The organism is Microbacterium hydrocarbonoxydans, from assembly GCF_000956475.1.
Taxonomy (GTDB): Bacteria; Actinomycetota; Actinomycetes; order Actinomycetales; family Microbacteriaceae; genus Microbacterium; species Microbacterium hydrocarbonoxydans_A.
In genome coordinates this window covers 469761-487165 of record NZ_JYJB01000008.1, presented here as the reverse complement: position 1 = coordinate 487165, position 17405 = coordinate 469761, and the positions used below count along the sequence as shown (strand labels likewise).

At 68.7% G+C, this 17405-nt stretch carries 13 protein-coding genes and 2 tRNA genes; 2 read left to right on the top strand and 13 right to left on the bottom strand.

Annotated features, from left to right (window positions below; all coding sequences use genetic code 11):
• Positions 1 to 36: 36 nt before the first annotated feature.
• The 4 genes from RS84_RS08985 to RS84_RS08970 all read right to left on the bottom strand — a co-directional run bounded on the left by RS84_RS08985 (position 37) and on the right by RS84_RS08970 (position 8269).
• Positions 37 to 720, bottom strand: coding sequence for a hypothetical protein (locus RS84_RS08985; RefSeq protein ID WP_045257416.1), 684 nt, complete (start codon positions 718 to 720; stop codon positions 37 to 39).
• 5 nt (positions 721 to 725) lie between these two features.
• Complete coding sequence (locus tag RS84_RS08980) at positions 726 to 1001, bottom strand: hypothetical protein (RefSeq protein ID WP_045257415.1); 276 nt, start codon at positions 999 to 1001, stop codon at positions 726 to 728.
• 9 nt (positions 1002 to 1010) lie between these two features.
• The gene (locus RS84_RS08975; RefSeq protein ID WP_045257414.1) at positions 1011 to 2144 is read right to left on the bottom strand and encodes an aminotransferase class V-fold PLP-dependent enzyme; all 1134 of its coding nucleotides are present in this window, start codon (positions 2142 to 2144) and stop codon (positions 1011 to 1013) included.
• 110 nt (positions 2145 to 2254) lie between these two features.
• Positions 2255 to 8269: a GH92 family glycosyl hydrolase gene (locus RS84_RS08970; RefSeq protein WP_052676290.1), complete on the bottom strand. Its 6015-nt coding sequence runs from the start codon at positions 8267 to 8269 to the stop codon at positions 2255 to 2257.
• 188 nt (positions 8270 to 8457) lie between these two features.
• Between RS84_RS08970 and RS84_RS08965 the strand changes: the two genes are divergently transcribed.
• Positions 8458 to 9468, top strand: coding sequence for a LacI family DNA-binding transcriptional regulator (locus RS84_RS08965; protein WP_045257413.1), 1011 nt, complete (start codon positions 8458 to 8460; stop codon positions 9466 to 9468).
• Positions 9469 to 9662: 194 nt separating this feature from the next.
• Here RS84_RS08965 and ilvD read toward each other — a convergent pair whose 3' ends face one another.
• Positions 9663 to 11567 (bottom strand): dihydroxy-acid dehydratase, encoded by a 1905-nt coding sequence (gene ilvD, locus RS84_RS08960; RefSeq protein WP_045257412.1) that lies wholly within the window; start codon positions 11565 to 11567, stop codon positions 9663 to 9665.
• Between the two features lie 76 nt (positions 11568 to 11643).
• Between ilvD and RS84_RS08955 the strand changes: the two genes are divergently transcribed.
• Positions 11644 to 12468, top strand: a complete 825-nt coding sequence (locus RS84_RS08955; protein ID WP_045257411.1) for a helix-turn-helix transcriptional regulator — start codon at positions 11644 to 11646, stop codon at positions 12466 to 12468.
• A 76-nt stretch (positions 12469 to 12544) separates the two neighbouring features.
• On the opposite strand, the gene RS84_RS08950 is transcribed toward RS84_RS08955, so the two are convergent.
• The 8 genes from RS84_RS08950 to RS84_RS08920 all read right to left on the bottom strand — a co-directional run bounded on the left by RS84_RS08950 (position 12545) and on the right by RS84_RS08920 (position 17325).
• Complete coding sequence (locus tag RS84_RS08950) at positions 12545 to 13078, bottom strand: putative immunity protein (protein ID WP_045257410.1); 534 nt, start codon at positions 13076 to 13078, stop codon at positions 12545 to 12547.
• A gap of 131 nt (positions 13079 to 13209) precedes the next feature.
• Positions 13210 to 13989: a Fic/DOC family protein gene (locus RS84_RS08945; RefSeq protein WP_052676289.1), complete on the bottom strand. Its 780-nt coding sequence runs from the start codon at positions 13987 to 13989 to the stop codon at positions 13210 to 13212.
• Positions 13973 to 14149 (bottom strand): antitoxin VbhA family protein, encoded by a 177-nt coding sequence (locus tag RS84_RS19315; RefSeq protein ID WP_160298173.1) that lies wholly within the window; start codon positions 14147 to 14149, stop codon positions 13973 to 13975. Before RS84_RS19315 ends, RS84_RS08945 begins: the two co-directional genes overlap by 17 nt.
• A gap of 132 nt (positions 14150 to 14281) precedes the next feature.
• A tRNA-Ala gene (locus RS84_RS08940) sits at positions 14282 to 14354 on the bottom strand.
• A gap of 26 nt (positions 14355 to 14380) precedes the next feature.
• Positions 14381 to 14454, bottom strand: a tRNA-Ile gene (locus RS84_RS08935).
• Between the two features lie 95 nt (positions 14455 to 14549).
• Positions 14550 to 15365 (bottom strand): DUF4097 family beta strand repeat-containing protein, encoded by an 816-nt coding sequence (locus RS84_RS08930; protein WP_160298172.1) that lies wholly within the window; start codon positions 15363 to 15365, stop codon positions 14550 to 14552.
• Complete coding sequence (locus RS84_RS08925; RefSeq protein ID WP_045257409.1) at positions 15362 to 16051, bottom strand: LuxR C-terminal-related transcriptional regulator; 690 nt, start codon at positions 16049 to 16051, stop codon at positions 15362 to 15364. The genes RS84_RS08930 and RS84_RS08925 overlap by 4 nt, the downstream gene beginning before the upstream one ends.
• Positions 16039 to 17325, bottom strand: coding sequence for a sensor histidine kinase (locus RS84_RS08920; RefSeq protein ID WP_045257408.1), 1287 nt, complete (start codon positions 17323 to 17325; stop codon positions 16039 to 16041). The genes RS84_RS08925 and RS84_RS08920 overlap by 13 nt, the downstream gene beginning before the upstream one ends.
• Positions 17326 to 17405 lie beyond the last annotated feature (80 nt).

Below are 17405 nucleotides of genomic sequence, written 5' to 3'. Positions count from 1 at the left end.
CGGGCGCGGAACCAGCGTCATTCCCTCGCGCGCACGTCATTCGCTCGCGCGCACCTCGATGTGATCTCCGACGTGGGTGAACTGGATGATGCTGCCGACAGGATGGCTTTCGCGGAGCACTTGCGGACTGCTCGCGTTGACCTCGATCACGGCGATGGCATCGAGCGCTTCGGGCAGGCATCCTCCTCGGGCGCCTCCTGCGGAGTCACCCACGGCTATGCAGTCTTGCGCGACGCTGTCATCGGATGGCGTCATCGTGTACACGATGACGTGAAGCCCGAGATAGTCCTGGAAGCGGATCGGGTCGGGGAAGTCGGCGAGGGCCGGATCGGTGGGAACGCCCTGCTCCTTCGCCTCGGAAAGCACAGCGATGACGGAAGGGTCGTGCTCGGCGACAGCGGCACCGAGCACTCCGCCGCCGATGCCGGCGAGGACCACGCTCGAGATCCAGACGCCGCCAAGCGTGCGGCGCGACAGTCGGAATCGGGATGGGTATCCGCGGGAGGGCACCGGTTCGGCGTCGTGCTGAGCGTTGGCCGCAGGCTCCTCCTCCGTGCTGGGCGTCTGTGGCTCTCCAGGGGAGGACGCCTCGTCCGTTGCATTCTCGAGCTCTTCTAGCCGCTGCAGCGCATCGGGGTCCGCATGGATGTCCGCCTCGCGACCGTACGCACGGGCGCGGAGGCGCGTCAGCTCCTCGTCATCGGGTGTTGGGGGAGCCATCGCGATCAGGCGGAGCGGACGTTCAGGAGCTGCCAGCCCTCGGGGACCTTCGCGTGCAGGGCGTCGAGGTCGTCGGCCTGGATCTCCGTGACCTGGTCCCGGCGGGCGTACGTGCCGACGGCTTTCAGCACGGCCGCGCCCTTGATCATCTCGACCGGCGAGGAGATCAGGTCGAAGCCGGCGGGGCGGTGCGCCTCGAGCTGAGTCTGGATCTCTTCGAGGCTCGCTCCCTCGACGGCGACGGAAGTCGTTTCGACGGGACGCATGAGACCGATGAGCACGTCTCGATTCTAGGCGCGGCCGATGCGATCGAGAGCCGCGGCGAGGCGCTCGACCGTGCCCTCGACGTCGCCCAGCTTGTCGAGGCCGAAGAGACCCACGCGAAACGTCGAGAACGACTCCGGCTCGTCGCAGTGCAGAGGAACACCGGCGGCGATCTGCACCCCCTGCCCGCGGAACAGCGCGCCGCTGCGGAGCCCCGGATCGTGGGTGTGCACCACGACGACGCTGGGCGCGGCGACCTCTGCTGCCGCGACGGATGGCAGCCCGCGCTCGGCGAGCAGGCCCCGCACGCGCCCGCCGAGCTCGATCTGCGCATTGCGCAGCGCGGTGAATCCGCGGTCGCGCGTCTCGATCATCTGCGCGAGGTTGTGCGCGATCGAATCGGTCGGCATCGTCGCGTGATAGCCCGCGACGCCATCGCGATAGCCGTCGGAGATCGTGAGCCAGCGGCCGAGGTCCAGTGCGAAGCTCGTCGATGAGCCGCCGACGACGGCATCTCTTCCTCGCTCGCCCAGCATCACGAAGCCCGTGCCCGGCGTTCCGCTCCAGCCCTTCTGGGGAGCGCTGATGAGCACGTCGACGCCGAGGTCCTGCATGTCCACCCACATCGCGCCCGAGGCGATGCAGTCGAGGACGAGGACGCCGCCGACCTCGTGCACGGCGTCGGCGAGCGCGCGCACGTAGTCGTCGCCGAGGATGATGCCCGCAGCCGTCTCGACATGCGGCGCGAACACGACCTCGGGCCGGGCGCTGCGGATCGCCGAGATCACCTCGTCGATCGGTGCAGGGCTCCACTGCGCCTGAGCGTCGTCGCTGTCGGGTCTCGCAGTGCAGACGATCACGGATGCCGCGATCCCGCCGGTCTCGAGGATCTGCGACCACCGATACGAGAACAGTCCGTTGCGCACCACGAGCGCGCGGCGACCGGTGGCGAGCTGCCGCGCCACCGACTCCATGGCGTAGCTGCCGCCACCGTTGATGACGACGGCATCCGTCGCGTTGTAGGCCTCGCGCAGGATCTCGAGCGTCTGCTGCATCACCGAGATGAAGCGGGCCGACATGTGGTTGAGAGAGCGGTCGGTGAAGACCACCGAGTACTCCAGCAGACCGTCGGGATCGATGTCGTCGTGAGGGAGGCTCATGTCGCCCAGTCTGTCAGCGTCTGGTCTCGGGCGGCAGACCCCAGCGCCCAGGAACTCGACCGCCCCTCCCGAGTGTCCGGGAGGGGCGGTCGATCATAGCGAGCGGAGCGTCAAGACTGGCGACGACGACGCATCACGAGCACGCCTCCCGCCGCGAGCAGCACCATCATCACTCCGATCAGGACGTACGGCACGGCACCTCCTGTCACCGCCAGCCCGCTCCCGGTGGCGGCCGCAGCAGTCACCTGCAGCGCGCTCTCGGCGGTCAGGCCGCTGTCGGCGCCCGTCGCGATCAGCGTGTGCGCACCGGCCGGAGCGTTCGCCGGGATCGTCACCGTGATGCGGAACCCGCCGTTCTCGTCGGCGACCGCATCGGCGAGGTGCACGGGGTCGGAGTGCAGCACGATCGAGACCTTCTCGCCCGGATCGAAGCCGCGGCCGATCAGGTCGAACGGCGCGCCCTGCACCACGCTCGGCTTTCCGGGCACGATCTCGCTGTGGCCCGGGGGAACGTTGCGCACCTTGACCTTCAGCGTCTGCGAGGTCGACCCGAGGTACGCCTCGGGGTCGGCCGGAGTGAACCGTGCGACGTAGTGATGCGTCCCAGGCCTCGCGACGACCACGTCGGCGGTCGCGCTGCCCGCGGTCACCGTCGCCGAGCCGACCACGGTGTCACCCTCGAGGAACTCCACCTGCCCGGCCGCGTCTGCCGGCGACACCGTCGCGGTGAGCGGGATCGACTCGCCGGCCACAGGGTCGGCAGCGGTGGTCGACAGCGACACCGTGGTCTTCTCGGCCGGCTTCGGCGTCTCCACCTGCACCTCCGCGCGCGCCTCGATGTTCGATTCGGTGCCGAGGGCGATCACCGGATGCACGCCGTCCACGGCATCCGCAGGAACCACGACGTCCGCGCTCACGGTGCCGTCATCGAGTGCCTTCACGATCACCGGCTGCTCGTCGTCGATGCGGATCGAGACGCTCTCGCCGGGGGCGAATCCGGTGCCCGACACATGCACGGTGTCGCCCGGCTCGACCGTGCCCGCGTCGACAGTGATCACCGGGTCGTAGACCGGCTCGGGCTCGGTGACGACGATCTGCAGCGACGCGTCAGCGGACTTCACGCCGTCGTCGGCCGTGATCGACACCGTGTAGGTGCCGGCCGTCGCATAGGTGTGAGATCCCGAGACCGCACCCTCTGCGGCATCCACCGCCGAGACCGGGCTGCCGTCGCCCCAGTTGACGATCGCGGAGACCTCGCCCGCTCCGCCGGAGACCGTGGCCAGTGCGGCATCGAACTCGCTGCCGGCGATCTGGTCGGACACCGCCTGCGCCGTCACGGTGAGCGGCGCGACGGCGGTGCGGTCACCGTCGGAAGCGATCGCGAACACGTGCACGCGTCCGTCGCGCAGGGTTCCGGCCTCCTTCGGCATGGTCAGCGACTCGACGACCTTGGGGGCGCCGTCACCGTCGAGATCGAGCGTGATCGGCGCGGTCGCGTAGATCGCCGTGTTCTTCACGCTGGATTCCGCGGCGGTGCCGGACAGACGCCCCTCGGACACCGCGAGCACGGTGTTGCCGAACGCCGGGCTCCCGGATGCTCCGACCCAGTCTCCGAAGGAGATCTGCACCGTCTGCGTGCTTCCGTCGGTGAAGTGCAGCACCGCCTCGGGCTGACGGGCCTTCTCGGTCGCCGTGCCGACGAACGCGATCTGCGTCGCGCCCTCGCCGAGATCGATCTTCACGGTCTGACCCTCACCCGTGATGTTGTCGGGCGCACCGGGTGCGACGGCGGGCAGGTCGTAGGTGAGCGAAGTGCCGGGGATGGTCAGGGTCTGACCCTGCACGAACCCGTCGGCTGCCAGCTTGTCGCGGAAGTACCCGTAGCCCTGGTCGTCGCAGTTCGCGGCCGTGACGCCGAGGTCGCCGATGCAGACCGCGTTGAAGCTCCCGACGAGGGTCTCGTCGCGGTAGACGACGACGGATGCCGCAGCGGATGCCGTCTCACCCGTCGAGTCGGCCGCCACGATCGTCGCGGTGTAGGTGCCGGGTGCCGCGAAGGTGTGCGGAGCGCTCACCTTCCAGCCGCCGAGCGCGTCCCGGGTCAGCGTCGCGTCGGCGACGGGCGAGCCGTCACCGTAGTCGACCGTGACGGCGTAGCCGGCGGCATCCGCTTCCTGACCGATGATCGTCGCGAGCCCGCCCGTGAACGACGTGCCCACGGCCACCCGCTGCGGGGCCGCGGCCGAGACCGAGAGCGCACCGGAACCGGCGGACGTCGCGAACAGCTCGATCTCGGCGAGCGCGAGCGCGTCGCCGCCTGTCGAGAGCGACAGCCGGTAGCTGGTGAATCCGCCCGTGCGCGCCGGGGTGAACGGCCTTGTCTGCGAATCCCACGCGAACGCCTGATCTGCGCGAGAGTCGAGCTCCGTCCAGGTCGTACCGTCGGTGGAGCCCGACAGCGTCCAGCTCGCAGGTGCCGCGCTCTTCGCGGCATCCGTCAGCGTGTACTGGCTGACCGCGACCGGACCGGACTGCGAGGTCCAGGTGAGCTCTGCGCTCTTGCCCGAGAACGTCACCGTCGAGTTCATGGTGTCGTCGACGAGCGCTCCGACCGGTGTGCCATCGGATGCCGCGGTCGTGCCATAGCCCGCCTTGGTCGCATCCACCAGCGCCTTCGGCGCCTCGAGCTGCTCGTTCAGGTCCTTCGCGCCCCACGTCGACGCAGTCGCGCTCATCGTGAAGTCGAGCGTGCCGCCGGAGCGGACGAGATCGCCGTCGAAGGTGGTCTCGGTGATCGGCTGGCCGTTGATGCTGACGCCGGCGACGTAGTCCTCGCCCTCGGAGGCACCGGGGGCGTTGATCACGAGGTCGGTGTCACCGATCGAGAGCGTCGCGCTGTCGAACAGCGGGGTGCCGACCGTGTAGTTCCCCGAGCCGACCTCCATCGGATAGAAGCCCAGTCCCGAGAAGACGTACCAGGCCGAGAATTCGCCGTTGTCCTCATCGCCCGGGTAGCCCTGGCCGATGTCGGAGCCCACGAAGAGGCGATCCTGGATGTCGCGGATCAGCTTCTGCGCCCCTGACGGGTCGCCCGCCTCGGCGAGCACGTAGGGGATGTGGTGCGAGATCTGGTTCGACATGCCCAGCATCCCGAGCCGCACGTCGCGCGCCTCGCGCGCCTCGTGGATGCCCGAGTAGTCGGCCTTCTCACGCGTCGTGAGGAAGGCGTGCATGTTGTCGAGCAGACCCTGACGGCCGCCGTAGAGCGCGGCGAGACCGTCGACGTCGTGCGGAGCGTGGTACCCGAAGGTCCAGGCGCTGGCCTCGGTGAACGCGCCGCCCCAGGCCTTCTTGTCGAAGTCGGCGCCGGTCGTCCAGCTGCCGTCGGCGTTGCGCGAGGTGAACGTGCCCGCCTCGGGGTTGAACATCTCGACGTAGTGCTGGGCGCGCGCCTCGAAGTAGGTCGCCTCCTCCTTCAGCTGCTCGACGCGTGATGCCGGGGTCTTCGGATCTTCGGCGAGGGCCTTGGCCATCTCGGCGATCCCGAAGTCGTTGATGAAGCCTTCGAGGCCCCACGAGGCGCTCTCATGCGTCGTGGCCTCGGTGTAGCCGAGGAAGATCGACTGGGCGATGCCCTTGCGCCCGACGTCGTTCGAGGGAGGCCGCACCGTGGCGTTCTTCACGGCGGCGTCGTACGCCTCGAGGGCCGTGCCGGTGTCGAGCGCGCCCGCGAGGTACGCCTCGGCGAACGCGACGTCGGAGCTCGTGCCGGTCATCAGATCGGCGTATCCGGGCGAGGACCACCGGGCGACCCAGCCGCCGTCGCGGAACTGCTGCACGAACCCGTCCACGAGCTCTTCGGTCACGTCGGGGTACAGCAGCGAGTACAGCGGCCAGGCCGTGCGGTACGTATCCCAGAAACCGTTGTTGACGTAGATCTTGCCGTCGACGATCTTGGCGTTCGTCTGGGTGTCGGTCGCCGAGCCGCTGGTCGGCGAGACCGGGCTCGCGTACTTGTAGACAGGGTCTGCAGCCGTGCCCGTGTTCTCGAACTGCGAGTTCGGGTAGAGGTTGAGCCGGTACAGGCTCGAGTACAGGTTCACGAGCTGAGCATCCGTCGCGCCCTTGACGTCGTGCACGACGCCGAGGCGGTCGTTCCACGCCTTCTGCACCGCGGAGTGCGCCTGCTCGAACGAGACGCCGACGAGCTCGAGGTCGTAGTTGTGCCGCGCCTGATCCTGCGAGATGAACGAGGTCGACACCCGCAGCTCGACCGTGCGGTCAGTGGTCGTGTCGAAGGCCGCGTAGCGGGCGGTGCCATTCCGGTCGCCCGTGGTCGTGGCTCCGGATGCCGTCGGCTGACGGTCGAACGTGCCGTACACGAACATGCGGGTCCGCCCCGGCCATCCCGAGCCGCCGTCGACCCAGCCGCTGACCGTGTCGCCGTTCACCGCGAGCTTGGACGAGTTCACGAGCTGGTCGATCACGACAGAGCTCGCATCTCCCGTGAACTCGAAGCGGTAGATCGCCCCGTGGTCGGTGGCGGTGACATCGGTCTGGATGCCGTTGTCGAAGTCGACGCTGTAGATGTCGGGGCGCGCGGTCTCGTGGTCGTGCGTGAACGTGAGCTTGCGGTCGTTGAGCGACGACGTGGGATTGCCGTTCGCGGCCGGCATCACCGCGAAGGAGTTGCGGTCGCCCATCCAGATGCTGGGCTCGTGCGAGATGCCGATGCCGTTGAGCGCGGGCCGGTTCTGCGCGTCATTCGCACGCTGGTACTGGTACAGCGTGCCCGCGTTGTCGGCGTTCGTCATCGGGGTGATGAAGTTGAAGCCGTTCGGCCACGCGGTCGCAGGGAAGTTGTTGCCGCGCGAGAAGCCGCCGGTCGAGTTGCTGCCGCGCCGCGTGTCGACGTACGAGACGAGGCCCGCAGAGGTGTCGCGTGCGGGGACCTCGGCGATCGTGATGTCGTCGATCCAGCCGGTGAAAGATGTCGCCGCGGTGGGCGTCTCGACCGCGTGCACGTCGGCGCCGGGGTGGTCGTAGGTGAACAGGATGTCGTCGACGGTGCGTCCGGCGAACTGGCCGAGGTCGACCGTCACCTTGTTCCACTGGTCGGGCCAGAGGCTGTTCGACTGGCCCTTGGCACGGGCGTTCGCGGGGTAGCCGTAGGAGTCGACCGCGCCGCTCGTCGACAGGGTCGTGCCGTCGGTGAAGCGCAGGTCGACTGAGACGAAGGTCGCCGCGTACGTCTGCTCGCCGTCGAGCACGGGGAAGACGGCGTAGGAGAGCGCCGTGTCGTCCTCGACGTCGATGCCCAGATCGCTGTAGAGCGTGGTGGTCGATGACGCCGGCCCCTCGGCGAGGTTTCGTCCTGAGTACTGCAGGGCCTTCACGCCGGTGAAGCCGACGCCGGTCTTGGCGGTGTGGGAGCTGGCGGGCCCCGATCCGGTCGCGAGGAAGAGATCGCCCGGCGGCGGAGTGGCGCCGTCGACCGCGATCGGCTCCCACCCCGCGAGCTGCAGGATGTTCTTGCTCGGGTCGCGGACGGCCTGCACCTCGAGGCGGTAGTACGTGAACGCCGGGCTCGGGGTCGCGAGGGTGAAGCTGCGGGTCTCACCCCGACCGCTGAAGAGCTCGCCGGTGCGCTGGTCGACCGTGGTCCAGTCGGTGCCGTTGTTCGAGCCGAGCACGCGGAAGTCCTTGGGGTCGCGCTCGGGGGCGTCACCGCCGGACGTCAGCGTGTAGCGCACCATGGGCTGCGGCGACGTCAGCTGGTACTGCACCCAGCCGGTGTTCTGGAACGCCAGCCACTTGGTGCCGGCGTCGCCGTCGGCGACCTTCGCCGCGCCTTCGTTCGGCCCGTTCTCGGCGGATGCCGTCACCGCCGCGATCTGCCCGAGGACGCTGCCTGGGGTGTACCGGTCGCCCGTGACGTTCACGGGTGCGCCCGTGCCGACCAGGGTCGGCACGGCATCCGTCGTCTCGAACGACGACCGGAACGCCGTCGCCTGCGCCGCCGTGGCCTGCACCGGCGTGAGCGCGGCGAGGGTCACGGTCAGGGCGATGCCTGCGGCCGCCCAGCCGCGGCCGGGTCGTGCGTTCCTCGGGAAGGGAACGGTCATGGTTGCTCCTTGAACTCCACTGCGGTGTGTCGTCTGCGGCTTCTCGTGCGGTGCCGCCGCGCTGTCCGTCATGACAGCGCTGTCATATGGGGGACGCTATCACAGCGGATGCTGTGCGCGGAAGACCACGTTCAGGTCACGGCACCGCGATAATGGGGATGCCCCGCCGACCGTCCACAGGGGGAACCATGACGAGACCGGATGCCGTGCCACCCGCGACTCCGCCGCGCCCGACGCTCGCCCAGGTTGCCGCGCGCGCCGGAGTCAGCCTCAAGACGGCATCGCGCGCACTCGGCGGCGAGTCGTACGTGAGCGAGAAGACCCTCGCCGTGGTGCTCGAGGCGGCGAGAGAGCTCGACTATCAGCGCAACTCAGCGGCCAGCCTTCTCGCCTCGGGGCGTCTGGCCGATTCGATCGGCCTCATCACCGGCGACTTCACCAACCCGTTCTACTCGGCGCTCGCTCAGGGCATCGAAGACGAGATCCGCACGCACGGCATGCATCTGTCCGTCACGAACTCCCGCGAGTCCCCCGAGCAGGAGCACCGTGTGGCCCTCGACCTCGCTGATCGCCAGACCAAGGCGGTCATCACGGTGTCGGCGACTCTCGATCACGGGGACTATGCCGCGCTGCAGGCCCGCGGCATCCCCGTCGTCTTCGTCGACCGACCGGCCGACGACCTCGACGCCGACTCGGTCGTGTTCGACAACCGCGACGGCGGACGCCTCGCGGCTCGCCACCTCATCGACGCAGGGCATCACCGCATCGCGTTCATCGGCGACTACGCGTGGCTGCCGACCTTCCGCGAGCGCATGGCCGGAATGGGCGATGTGCTCGATCCCTCGGGCGCGAACTGGCGTGACCTCCTGCGCACCGACGCGCACGATGTCGTCTCATCGCGTGCTCGCGTGCGCGAACTGCTGTCGCTCGCTCAGCCGCCCACCGCGATCGTCGCGGGGAACAACCGCATCCTGCTCGGCGTGATGGAAGAACTCGCCGAGAGAGCGGGAGAGCGCCCCGCGGTACTCGGATTCGACGATCCCGAGTGGGCCCAGGTGCTGGGCATCACCGTCGTCACGGGAGACGTCGAGGCGCTCGGACGGCAGGCCGCACGGCTGGCCGTCGCCCGGCTCGGCGACCGCGGTCGCGCGTTCGAGAACGTGGTGCTCCCGATGCGGCTGATCGTCCGCGGCGCCTGAGGTGTTTCGTCTCGACCGCTTGGCTCCCTCGCTCAACGACCGGCTCCCCCGCGGGTCGTCGAGCGGGCGAAGCGAGACGAAACGCAGAGCCCCGCACTCGACCCATGGCGAGCGTCATACCGTCGTCCCGAGGTGCGCGTCGAGGTCGCCTCATCGCTGAAAGGCGACCACAGTGCGCACCCCCGGGCCGCCGATCAGACGAGTGCGCCGGCTCCCCGGAGCTCCTGCTCGCGCATCGCGCGCTCGACCGCCTCGACGTCACGAACCGCACCGCGGTCGGCCGACGTGGCCATGGCCGCGTAGGCGCGCAGCGCGAGGGAGACGGGTCGCTGCCGGTCGACCGGACGGTAGCCGCCGTTCTCCAGCAGACGCGCACGGCGCTCCTCGAGCACCGACTCGTCGACGCGCAGGCTGAGTCCGCGGGTCGGGATGTCGATGTCGATGATGTCGCCGTCTTCGACCAGGGCGATCACGCCGCCGCTCGCCGCCTCCGGCGACACGTGACCGATCGACAGGCCCGATGTGCCGCCCGAGAAGCGGCCGTCGGTGATGAGCGCACAGACCTTTCCGAGACCGCGTCCCTTGAGGAACGAGGTCGGATGCAGCATCTCCTGCATCCCCGGTCCGCCCTTGGGACCCTCGTATCGGATCACGACCACATCACCCGGCTGCACCTTCTTGCCGAGGATCTTCGCAACGGCCTCCTCCTGCGATTCGCACACCACCGCCGGGCCCGAGAACACGAGGATCGAGGGGTCGACGCCGGCGGTCTTGACGACCGCGCCGTCGACCGCGATGTTGCCGCGGAGCACCGCGAGGCCGCCGTCGGCCGAATAGGCGTGCGCGGCGTCGCGGATGCATCCGCCCTCGGCATCCGTGTCGAGCGCCGCCCAGCGCTCGGACTGCGAGAAGGCGCTCGACGAGCGCACGCCTCCGGGTGCGGCGTACCAGAGGTCCTGAGCGGTGTCGGATGCTGCGCCGCCGCGGATGTCCCACTCGGCCAGCCACGCCGAGAGAGACTCGGAGTGGATCGAGGAGACATCGTCGTTCAGGAGTCCTGCGCGGTGCAGCTCGCCGAGGATGGCGGGGATGCCGCCAGCGCGGTGCACGTCCTCCATGTAGTACATGCGGCCGTAGGCGGGGTTCGGCGCGATCTTGGCCAGGCACGGCACTCGGCGCGAGATCGCGTCGATCTCGTCGAGGCCGAAGTCGATGCCGGCCTCATGAGCTGCGGCGAGCAGGTGCAGGATCGTGTTGGTCGAGCCGCCCATCGCGATGTCGAGTGCCATGGCGTTCGCGAAGGCCGCGGGGCTCGCGACCGCGCGGGGGAGCACCGAGGCGTCATCGTCGTCGTAGAACGCCTTCGTGATCTGCACGGCGACCTCGCCGGCCCGCTCGTAGAGCGCGCGGCGAGCGGTGTGGGTGGCGAGCACCGAGCCGTTGCCAGGGAGGGCGAGCCCCAGCGCCTCGACCAGGCAGTTCATCGAGTTCGCGGTGAACATCCCCGAGCACGAGCCGCAGGTCGGGCAGGCGTTCTCCTCGATGCGCTGGATGTCGGCATCCGACACCGTGTCGTTCGCCGCCTCGGAGATCGCGTCGACCAGGTCGAGGGTGCGCACGGAGCCGTCGACGAGCGTGGCGCGTCCCGACTCCATCGGCCCGCCCGAGACGAAGACCGTGGGGATGTTCAGGCGCAGAGCGGCCATGAGCATCCCGGGAGTGATCTTGTCGCAGTTCGAGATGCACACGAGGGCGTCGGCCTGGTGCGCGTTGACCATGTACTCGACCGAGTCTGCGATCAGGTCGCGCGACGGCAGCGAGTACAGCATCCCGCCATGACCCATCGCGATGCCGTCGTCGACCGCGATCGTGTTGAACTCGCGGGGGATGCCGCCTGCGGCGGAGATCGCCTCGGAGACGATGCGGCCGACGGGCTGCAGGTGCGTGTGGCCGGGAACGAACTCCGTGAAGCTGTTCGCGACGGCGATCATCGGCTTGCCGAAGTCGGCGGCGTTCACGCCGGCGGCGCGGAACAGGGCGCGGGCGCCGGCGGCGTTGCGGCCGTGCGTGACGGTGCGGGAGCGAAGAGGGGTGGGCATTCTTCCACCCTGCCTGGTCGTCGGCGTGCCGGGAAGACGGCGCTGATACTAGTAGTGGGAGCACTAGGTTTGTGATGTGGCGACGGACGAACAGCAGCGCAAGGAGCTCGGGAGCTTTCTGCGAGCCCGGCGGGAGAAGCTCGACCGCGCGGAGTACGGTCTGCCGCCGGCCGGCCGCGCACGCACCGTCGGTCTTCGGCGCGAGGAGATCTCGTTCCTCTCCGGCGTGAGCGTCACGTGGTACACCTGGCTCGAGCAGGGGCGCGACATCAACCCGTCGAGGCAGGTGCTGGATGCCGTCGCGACCGCGCTGCACCTGACCATGGCCGAACACGACTATGTGCTCACCCTGGCGGGATTCGCGCCCGCGCGCCCGGGGTCGGTGTCAGCCGTCGCGGCCGCCCCCGCGCATGTGCAGAGGTTCCTCGACGCGCTCGACGAGCATCCGGCCTATGCCTTGGCTCCGGACTGGGGCATCGCGGCGTGGAACCCGGCATACGAGGCGCTGTATCCGAACGTCGCACATACCGCGCCCGAGGACCGCAACCTGCTCTGGCTGATCTTCACCGACCCGGCTGTGCGATCGCTGCTCGACGACTGGGACGACACCAGCCGACGATTCCTCGCCGAGTTTCGCGCCGAGGCGGGGCCCCGCCTCGGGGACACGCGCTATCGCGACCTCATCGGGCGGCTGATGGACGCGAGCGCCGAGTTCCGCGAGCGCTGGGAGAGCCACGGCGTCGGCGGATTCGAGTCGCGCGAGCGGGTGTTCCAGCATCCGACCCTCGGAAGGCTGGTGTTCGAGCACCACCAGATGCGCCCTTCGGACCAGACAGACGTGCAGCTCGTGGTCTACACCGCGGATGCTGAGACCAGGGTGCGCTTCGCGGCGAGGAGCTGAGCCGCCCGCAGGCCTCGCCATCACTGCCGCGGGAGCACCACCACGCAGATGAGCGCCGTCGCGACGCGGGTGCGTGTCATCTCTGCAGCTCCGCCTGGATCTCGCGGATGGTCGTCGCGAGGATCCCGGATGCCAGCAGCCCCGCTCCCAGCGGACCGGACGAGTCGGCTCCCAGCAGAGGAAGGCGCGCGAGAGCGGCACGCACTTCGTGGGTCATCTGCTGCAGCTGCCAGAGCACCTCGGTGCGCCGCGCGGTGTCGTGATCGGCCGCCGCCAAGGACGCGGCCTTCGCCGCATACGCGGCCGCGCCCAGAGCGTGAGCGCCCATGTGCGCCACGCCCGACGCCTGGCCCGCCGACCGCGCGGCGGCGACGGCGGCGGGCGTCGTCGCAGACTGAGCCGCACGACCGGCCTCGAATCGCCGACCGATCTCGCCCGCAGTATCGAGCTCGCCCCGGCCGAAGGCACGGGCACGGCGGATGCCGTCTCGCGCCCGATCGTCGTCGGGAGCCTCAGCCTCGAACAAGGCCAGCACCCGCTCCGCGCAGTCCGCCGCCCACAGCGCAACAAGGCGTCGATCGTCCTCGCTGAGCGCCTGGGGAGATGCCATGCATCCCACCCTCGCACACGGACGCATGGAAAGCAGGCCCAGGTGTAAGGCTTTCGCGGGTCTCATGCTCGAGTGCTGACCTCGAGACTGCACGCTTGCGTAGGTGCAGAGGGAAGACGTCGATGTCCTCGCTAATCGAGTTCCAAGTCTTCCTCGGGATGCTTGTCGCCAACCGACCCATCTGGCCGCAGTTCCGGGAACCGCGCGTAGAAGGCCCGCTGACGCTCCTCGGCATCCTCAGCGTTCAACGAGGAGACGAGCGGCGCGGATACGTCGTAGACCTGAGGATCGAGCGGTGAGAGCCCGTCGATCGGCGGCCCCATGACCTGGCGAATCACACTCCGGAACGGATCCCCACTGGCGTCGCGAAACGCGTTGACTGACGCGCGCAGGTGGTCCTCGGGGCTGACGTTGCGCCAGGCAAGCCGTCTCCCCGACAGTTCGGCGATCTGATCCATGAACGCACGCTGCGTGCGGCCATTGCCTTCGCGGAACGGATGGATGTAGTTGAGCTTCTCCAAGAGATCCGCCGAAAGTCGGACGAAGCTCTCGTCGTCGACCTCAGGTGACAGCAGCCCAGATGTTTCCAGCCACTCGAACGTCTGGTCGGCGGCAGTGCCGATGTAAGGCGACGGGTGGAAATCCGAGCCGCCCTTATTGATCTCGACCGTGCGCGTCTTGCCGGCCCATGCATAGATGTCTTGGAACAAGCGGCGATGCGTCTCTCTCAAACGCGCGAAGTCGAACGCGCCTTTGATCGGCTTCTCGTCCAGTTCGATACGGCGGTACAGAGTGAGTTCGTACTCGGCTGCTTCGAGGCGCGAGGCGTTCTGTTCGTCGAGGAGGTTTCGAAGTACCGCTGAGCCCGGATAGGTGTACGGGTCGACGAAGTCGTCAGCGGTGTGCCGCATAGCGCGTCTTCGCGCGGTCGATCGCCTCATCGAGCGTCACCGCGCCGATGACGAATGACCGAAGACGATCGAGGGTGTCTGGCTCGGGCTTCATTCCTTCGAGAGCCCAGCTCCCCATCGTGTCGACCGTCAGATCGCGCTTTTGTTGATTGCTGAGCATGATGCCCCCTCTCGCTCATTCAATTCTATCGTTTGCTTGGTGTGAACCGGCAGGATACCTGTGTCTGTCATGCGTGAGCGGCGAACGAAGAAGGCCCCCGAGCATCCACTCGGGGGCCTTCTCGAAAATCTGTGGAGCCTAGGAGATTCGAACTCCTGACATCCTGCTTGCAAAGCAGGCGCTCTACCAACTGAGCTAAGGCCCCGTAGCGGGATTTCTTGAATTACAGGGTGGGGCTACCAGGACTTGAACCTGGGACCTCTTCATTATCAGTGAAGCGCTCTAACCGCCTGAGCTATAGCCCCGCAACCTCAAAGACTTTACCGGAAGATCAGCGAGAATCCCAATCGAGCCGGGAACAGCGGATGCCGGGCGCTGCCGCCCGGCATCCGCTTCTCGATCAACTGCCCGGACGCAGCGTGACCGTCCCCGCGGAGAGGGTCACCTCGATCGAGTTCCGCGAGTCCGACGACTGCTCGAGCCTGTTGTCGAGGTCGCCCGCGCTCACGTTCTGGATGACCCGGTAGTCGCCGTCGGGCACCGTGAGGTCGGCTGAACCGGCGTTCGCGTCGATCGTGACGCTGCGCGGTGCGGTTCCGGTCAGCTCGACCGAGAGGTCTCCCGCCGCGACGGTGAGCTCGGCCTCGTCGACCCCGTCGAGAAGCAGATCGGCGCCGCCGGCACTGACATCGGCGTCGAGCGACCTCGCCGAGCCGTCGACGTTCAGCTCACCGGCGCCGAGCTCGACATCGAGTTCCCCATACGCACCCGTGACATCGAGACCGCCCGCGTTGAGGTGGAAGCTCGCGTCGAGTCCCTCGAGCTCGTTCGGCAGCGTGAGCACCGCCGTGCGATCGTCGTCGAACCAGCGTCCGAACCACCAGCCGAACGTCGAGTCCGGGCTGCGGACCAGGAGCTCGTCGTCATCCCGCTCGAGAACCCAGGCACCTCCTCGGCCGCCCTTGACCGTCAGCTCCGCCTCGTCGACGTCGCCGAACTCGACGCGGACGTCGCTCGCGCTGGCGTCGAGGTCGAGGCTCTCGACACCGGTGACGTCGATCGTCCGCACGACGTCGGTGCGATCGAGATCGGCGGCTGCTGCGACCGCGGCCGTCGCACCGGTTCCCGCCAGAGCGAGACCGCCGAAGACGGCGAGGGTGATGGTGATCCACGGCTGCCCGGCGTTGCGGGCGGGCGGGGGAGTGCTGATGCTCATCGTGCGGCTCCTGTCTGACCTGCCGGCGGCGTCGCGCCGCCGAGATTCTCGATGTGGGCGAGGGCGGCGAGCACGCGACGGTTTCCCGACTCGTCCTGCTCGAGACCCAGCTTCTGGAAGATGGAGGTGATGTGCTTCTCGATGCTCGCCTCGGAGAGGAAGAGCAGCCCGGCGATCGCCTGATTCGACTTGCCCTCGGCGATCAGCGCGAGCACCGTGCGCTCACGCTCGGTGAGACGCAGCATCCGATCGTCGCGATGGCGACGCGTGAGCAGCTGTGCGACAACCTCGGGATCGAGGACGGTGGCGCCCTCCGAGATGCGGGTCACCGACTCGAGGAATTCGGTGACGTCTGCCACCCGGTCTTTGAGCAGATAGCCGAGCGGTCCGCCCTGCGCCGCGATGAGGTCGGAGGCGTAGCGCTCCTCGACGTACTGCGACAGCACGAGCAGCGGCAGCTGCGGGTCGGTCACCCGCAGCGCGAGAGCTGCGCGGATGCCCTCGTCCGTGAAGGTGGGAGGAAGCCTGACGTCCAGAATGCAGAGTTCGAGCGCGGCATCCGCCACCGCCTCGGTCAGCCCTTCTGTGTCGGGGAGCGCGGCGACCACCTGGTGGCCGGCGTCTTCGAGAAGGCGCACCAGCCCCTCGCGCAGCAGGACCGAGTCCTCGCAGATCAGGATGCGCATGGCACGTTCACCTCGAGACTGGTCGGGCCGCCGAGAGGACTGTCGAGACGGAAGGTGCCGCCCGCGGCGAGGATGCGATTGGAGATCCCGTCGAGGCCGCCGCCGGGCTGCACCTGCGCGCCGCCCATGCCGTTGTCCTCGACGCGTGCCCAGAGGGTGTTGCCCCCGCGAATGCGCACCGTCACCCTCGCCTCACTGGCGCGGGAGTGCTTGGCGGCGTTGGTGAGCGACTCGGCGATCGCGAAGTACACGGCCGCCTCTGCCTCTCTGCTCACCCGCTGCGTTCCCGCACCTGTCGCAGGGTCCATGCGGACGTCGAGGCTCACCGGGATGTGCGAGCGACTGGCGAGGGCTGAGAGGGCGGCGTCGAGACCGCGATCGTCGAGCACGGACGCGTGGATGCCGCGGGCGAGCTGCCGGAGCTCGGTGATCGCCGCCTTGGTAGAGGTGTGCGCCTCAGAGATCAGTTCCTTGGCGGCCGCCGGGTCTTCGTCGATCTTCTGATGCGCGAGACCGAGCGTCATGCCGACCGAGACCAGTCGCGGCTGCACGCCGTCATGCAGGTCGCGCTCGATGCGCGTGCGCTCGACGTCGGCGGCGCGCACCGCACCCTCACGCTGCGCAGTGGTGGTGCGCACACGCTCCGTGAGCTCGGCCTCTCGGCTCTGCGCGACGATCGCGAGCGAGAGCACACGATGCAGCAGGGCGAGACCGATGATGCCCGCCGCAGAGGCGAGGACGCCGAGGATGCCGAGGAGAGGAGCCCACGAGGCGTCGATGACGTTGCCGAAGGGCCCTGCCACCGCGCCGCTGCCGGTGAGCGGGGCGAAGGAGATCATCGCCGACCAGACGAGCCCCCAGATCAGGCGCAGGACGAGCGCGCCGGCGATGCAGGCGATCGCGAAGTTCGCCAGAGCCCGCCACATGCGGCCGTCGATGGTCTGACGCCCGATCGACCGGATCCAGCCGGCGAAGCCCGACTGCGTGCTGCGCCGACGGCCGAGCGGGGCGATCGGCACCTTGTAGAGCGCCGCGACCCTGGCGACCTCGAACCAGCCCAGGCCGAACAGGGCATAGACGAGCCCGATAAGCAGGAAGATGCCGACGCCGAAGACGAAGAGCAGTCCGAGGCCGGCGCCGAAGAGGCCGGAGAGGGTTCCGAGGATCGCGGCACCCAGAACGCCGAGGGCGCCGAGATGAAGAATCGTCAGGAGGATCCGCAACGGCGGTCTCGCCGTGGCCTTCTCCTCTGGGGTCGCAGTCTGTGTGGTCATGATCCCAAGGTACGGCGGCAGCGAGAGACGCGACACGGAGGCACCCGGACACTGCTCTTCGGGTTTTCCCTATCGAGTGC

What these genes read in the sequence shown, in the direction of transcription:
- RS84_RS08985 (WP_045257416.1), bottom strand. Translation starts at nt 720, where the DNA reads ATGGCTCCCCCAACACCCGATGACGAGGAGCTGACGCGCCTCCGCGCC.
- RS84_RS08925 (WP_045257409.1), bottom strand. Translation starts at nt 16,051, where the DNA reads ATGCGCATCCTGATCTGCGAGGACTCGGTCCTGCTGCGCGAGGGGCTG.
- RS84_RS08930 (WP_160298172.1), bottom strand. Translation starts at nt 15,365, where the DNA reads ATGAGCATCAGCACTCCCCCGCCCGCCCGCAACGCCGGGCAGCCGTGG.
- RS84_RS08970 (WP_052676290.1), bottom strand. Translation starts at nt 8,269, where the DNA reads ATGACCGTTCCCTTCCCGAGGAACGCACGACCCGGCCGCGGCTGGGCG.
- RS84_RS08950 (WP_045257410.1), bottom strand. Translation starts at nt 13,078, where the DNA reads ATGGCATCTCCCCAGGCGCTCAGCGAGGACGATCGACGCCTTGTTGCG.
- RS84_RS19315 (WP_160298173.1), bottom strand. Translation starts at nt 14,149, where the DNA reads ATGCTCAGCAATCAACAAAAGCGCGATCTGACGGTCGACACGATGGGG.
- ilvD (WP_045257412.1), bottom strand. Translation starts at nt 11,567, where the DNA reads ATGCCCACCCCTCTTCGCTCCCGCACCGTCACGCACGGCCGCAACGCC.
- RS84_RS08975 (WP_045257414.1), bottom strand. Translation starts at nt 2,144, where the DNA reads ATGAGCCTCCCTCACGACGACATCGATCCCGACGGTCTGCTGGAGTAC.
- RS84_RS08945 (WP_052676289.1), bottom strand. Translation starts at nt 13,989, where the DNA reads ATGCGGCACACCGCTGACGACTTCGTCGACCCGTACACCTATCCGGGC.
- RS84_RS08965 (WP_045257413.1), top strand. Translation starts at nt 8,458, where the DNA reads ATGACGAGACCGGATGCCGTGCCACCCGCGACTCCGCCGCGCCCGACG.
- RS84_RS08920 (WP_045257408.1), bottom strand. Translation starts at nt 17,325, where the DNA reads ATGACCACACAGACTGCGACCCCAGAGGAGAAGGCCACGGCGAGACCG.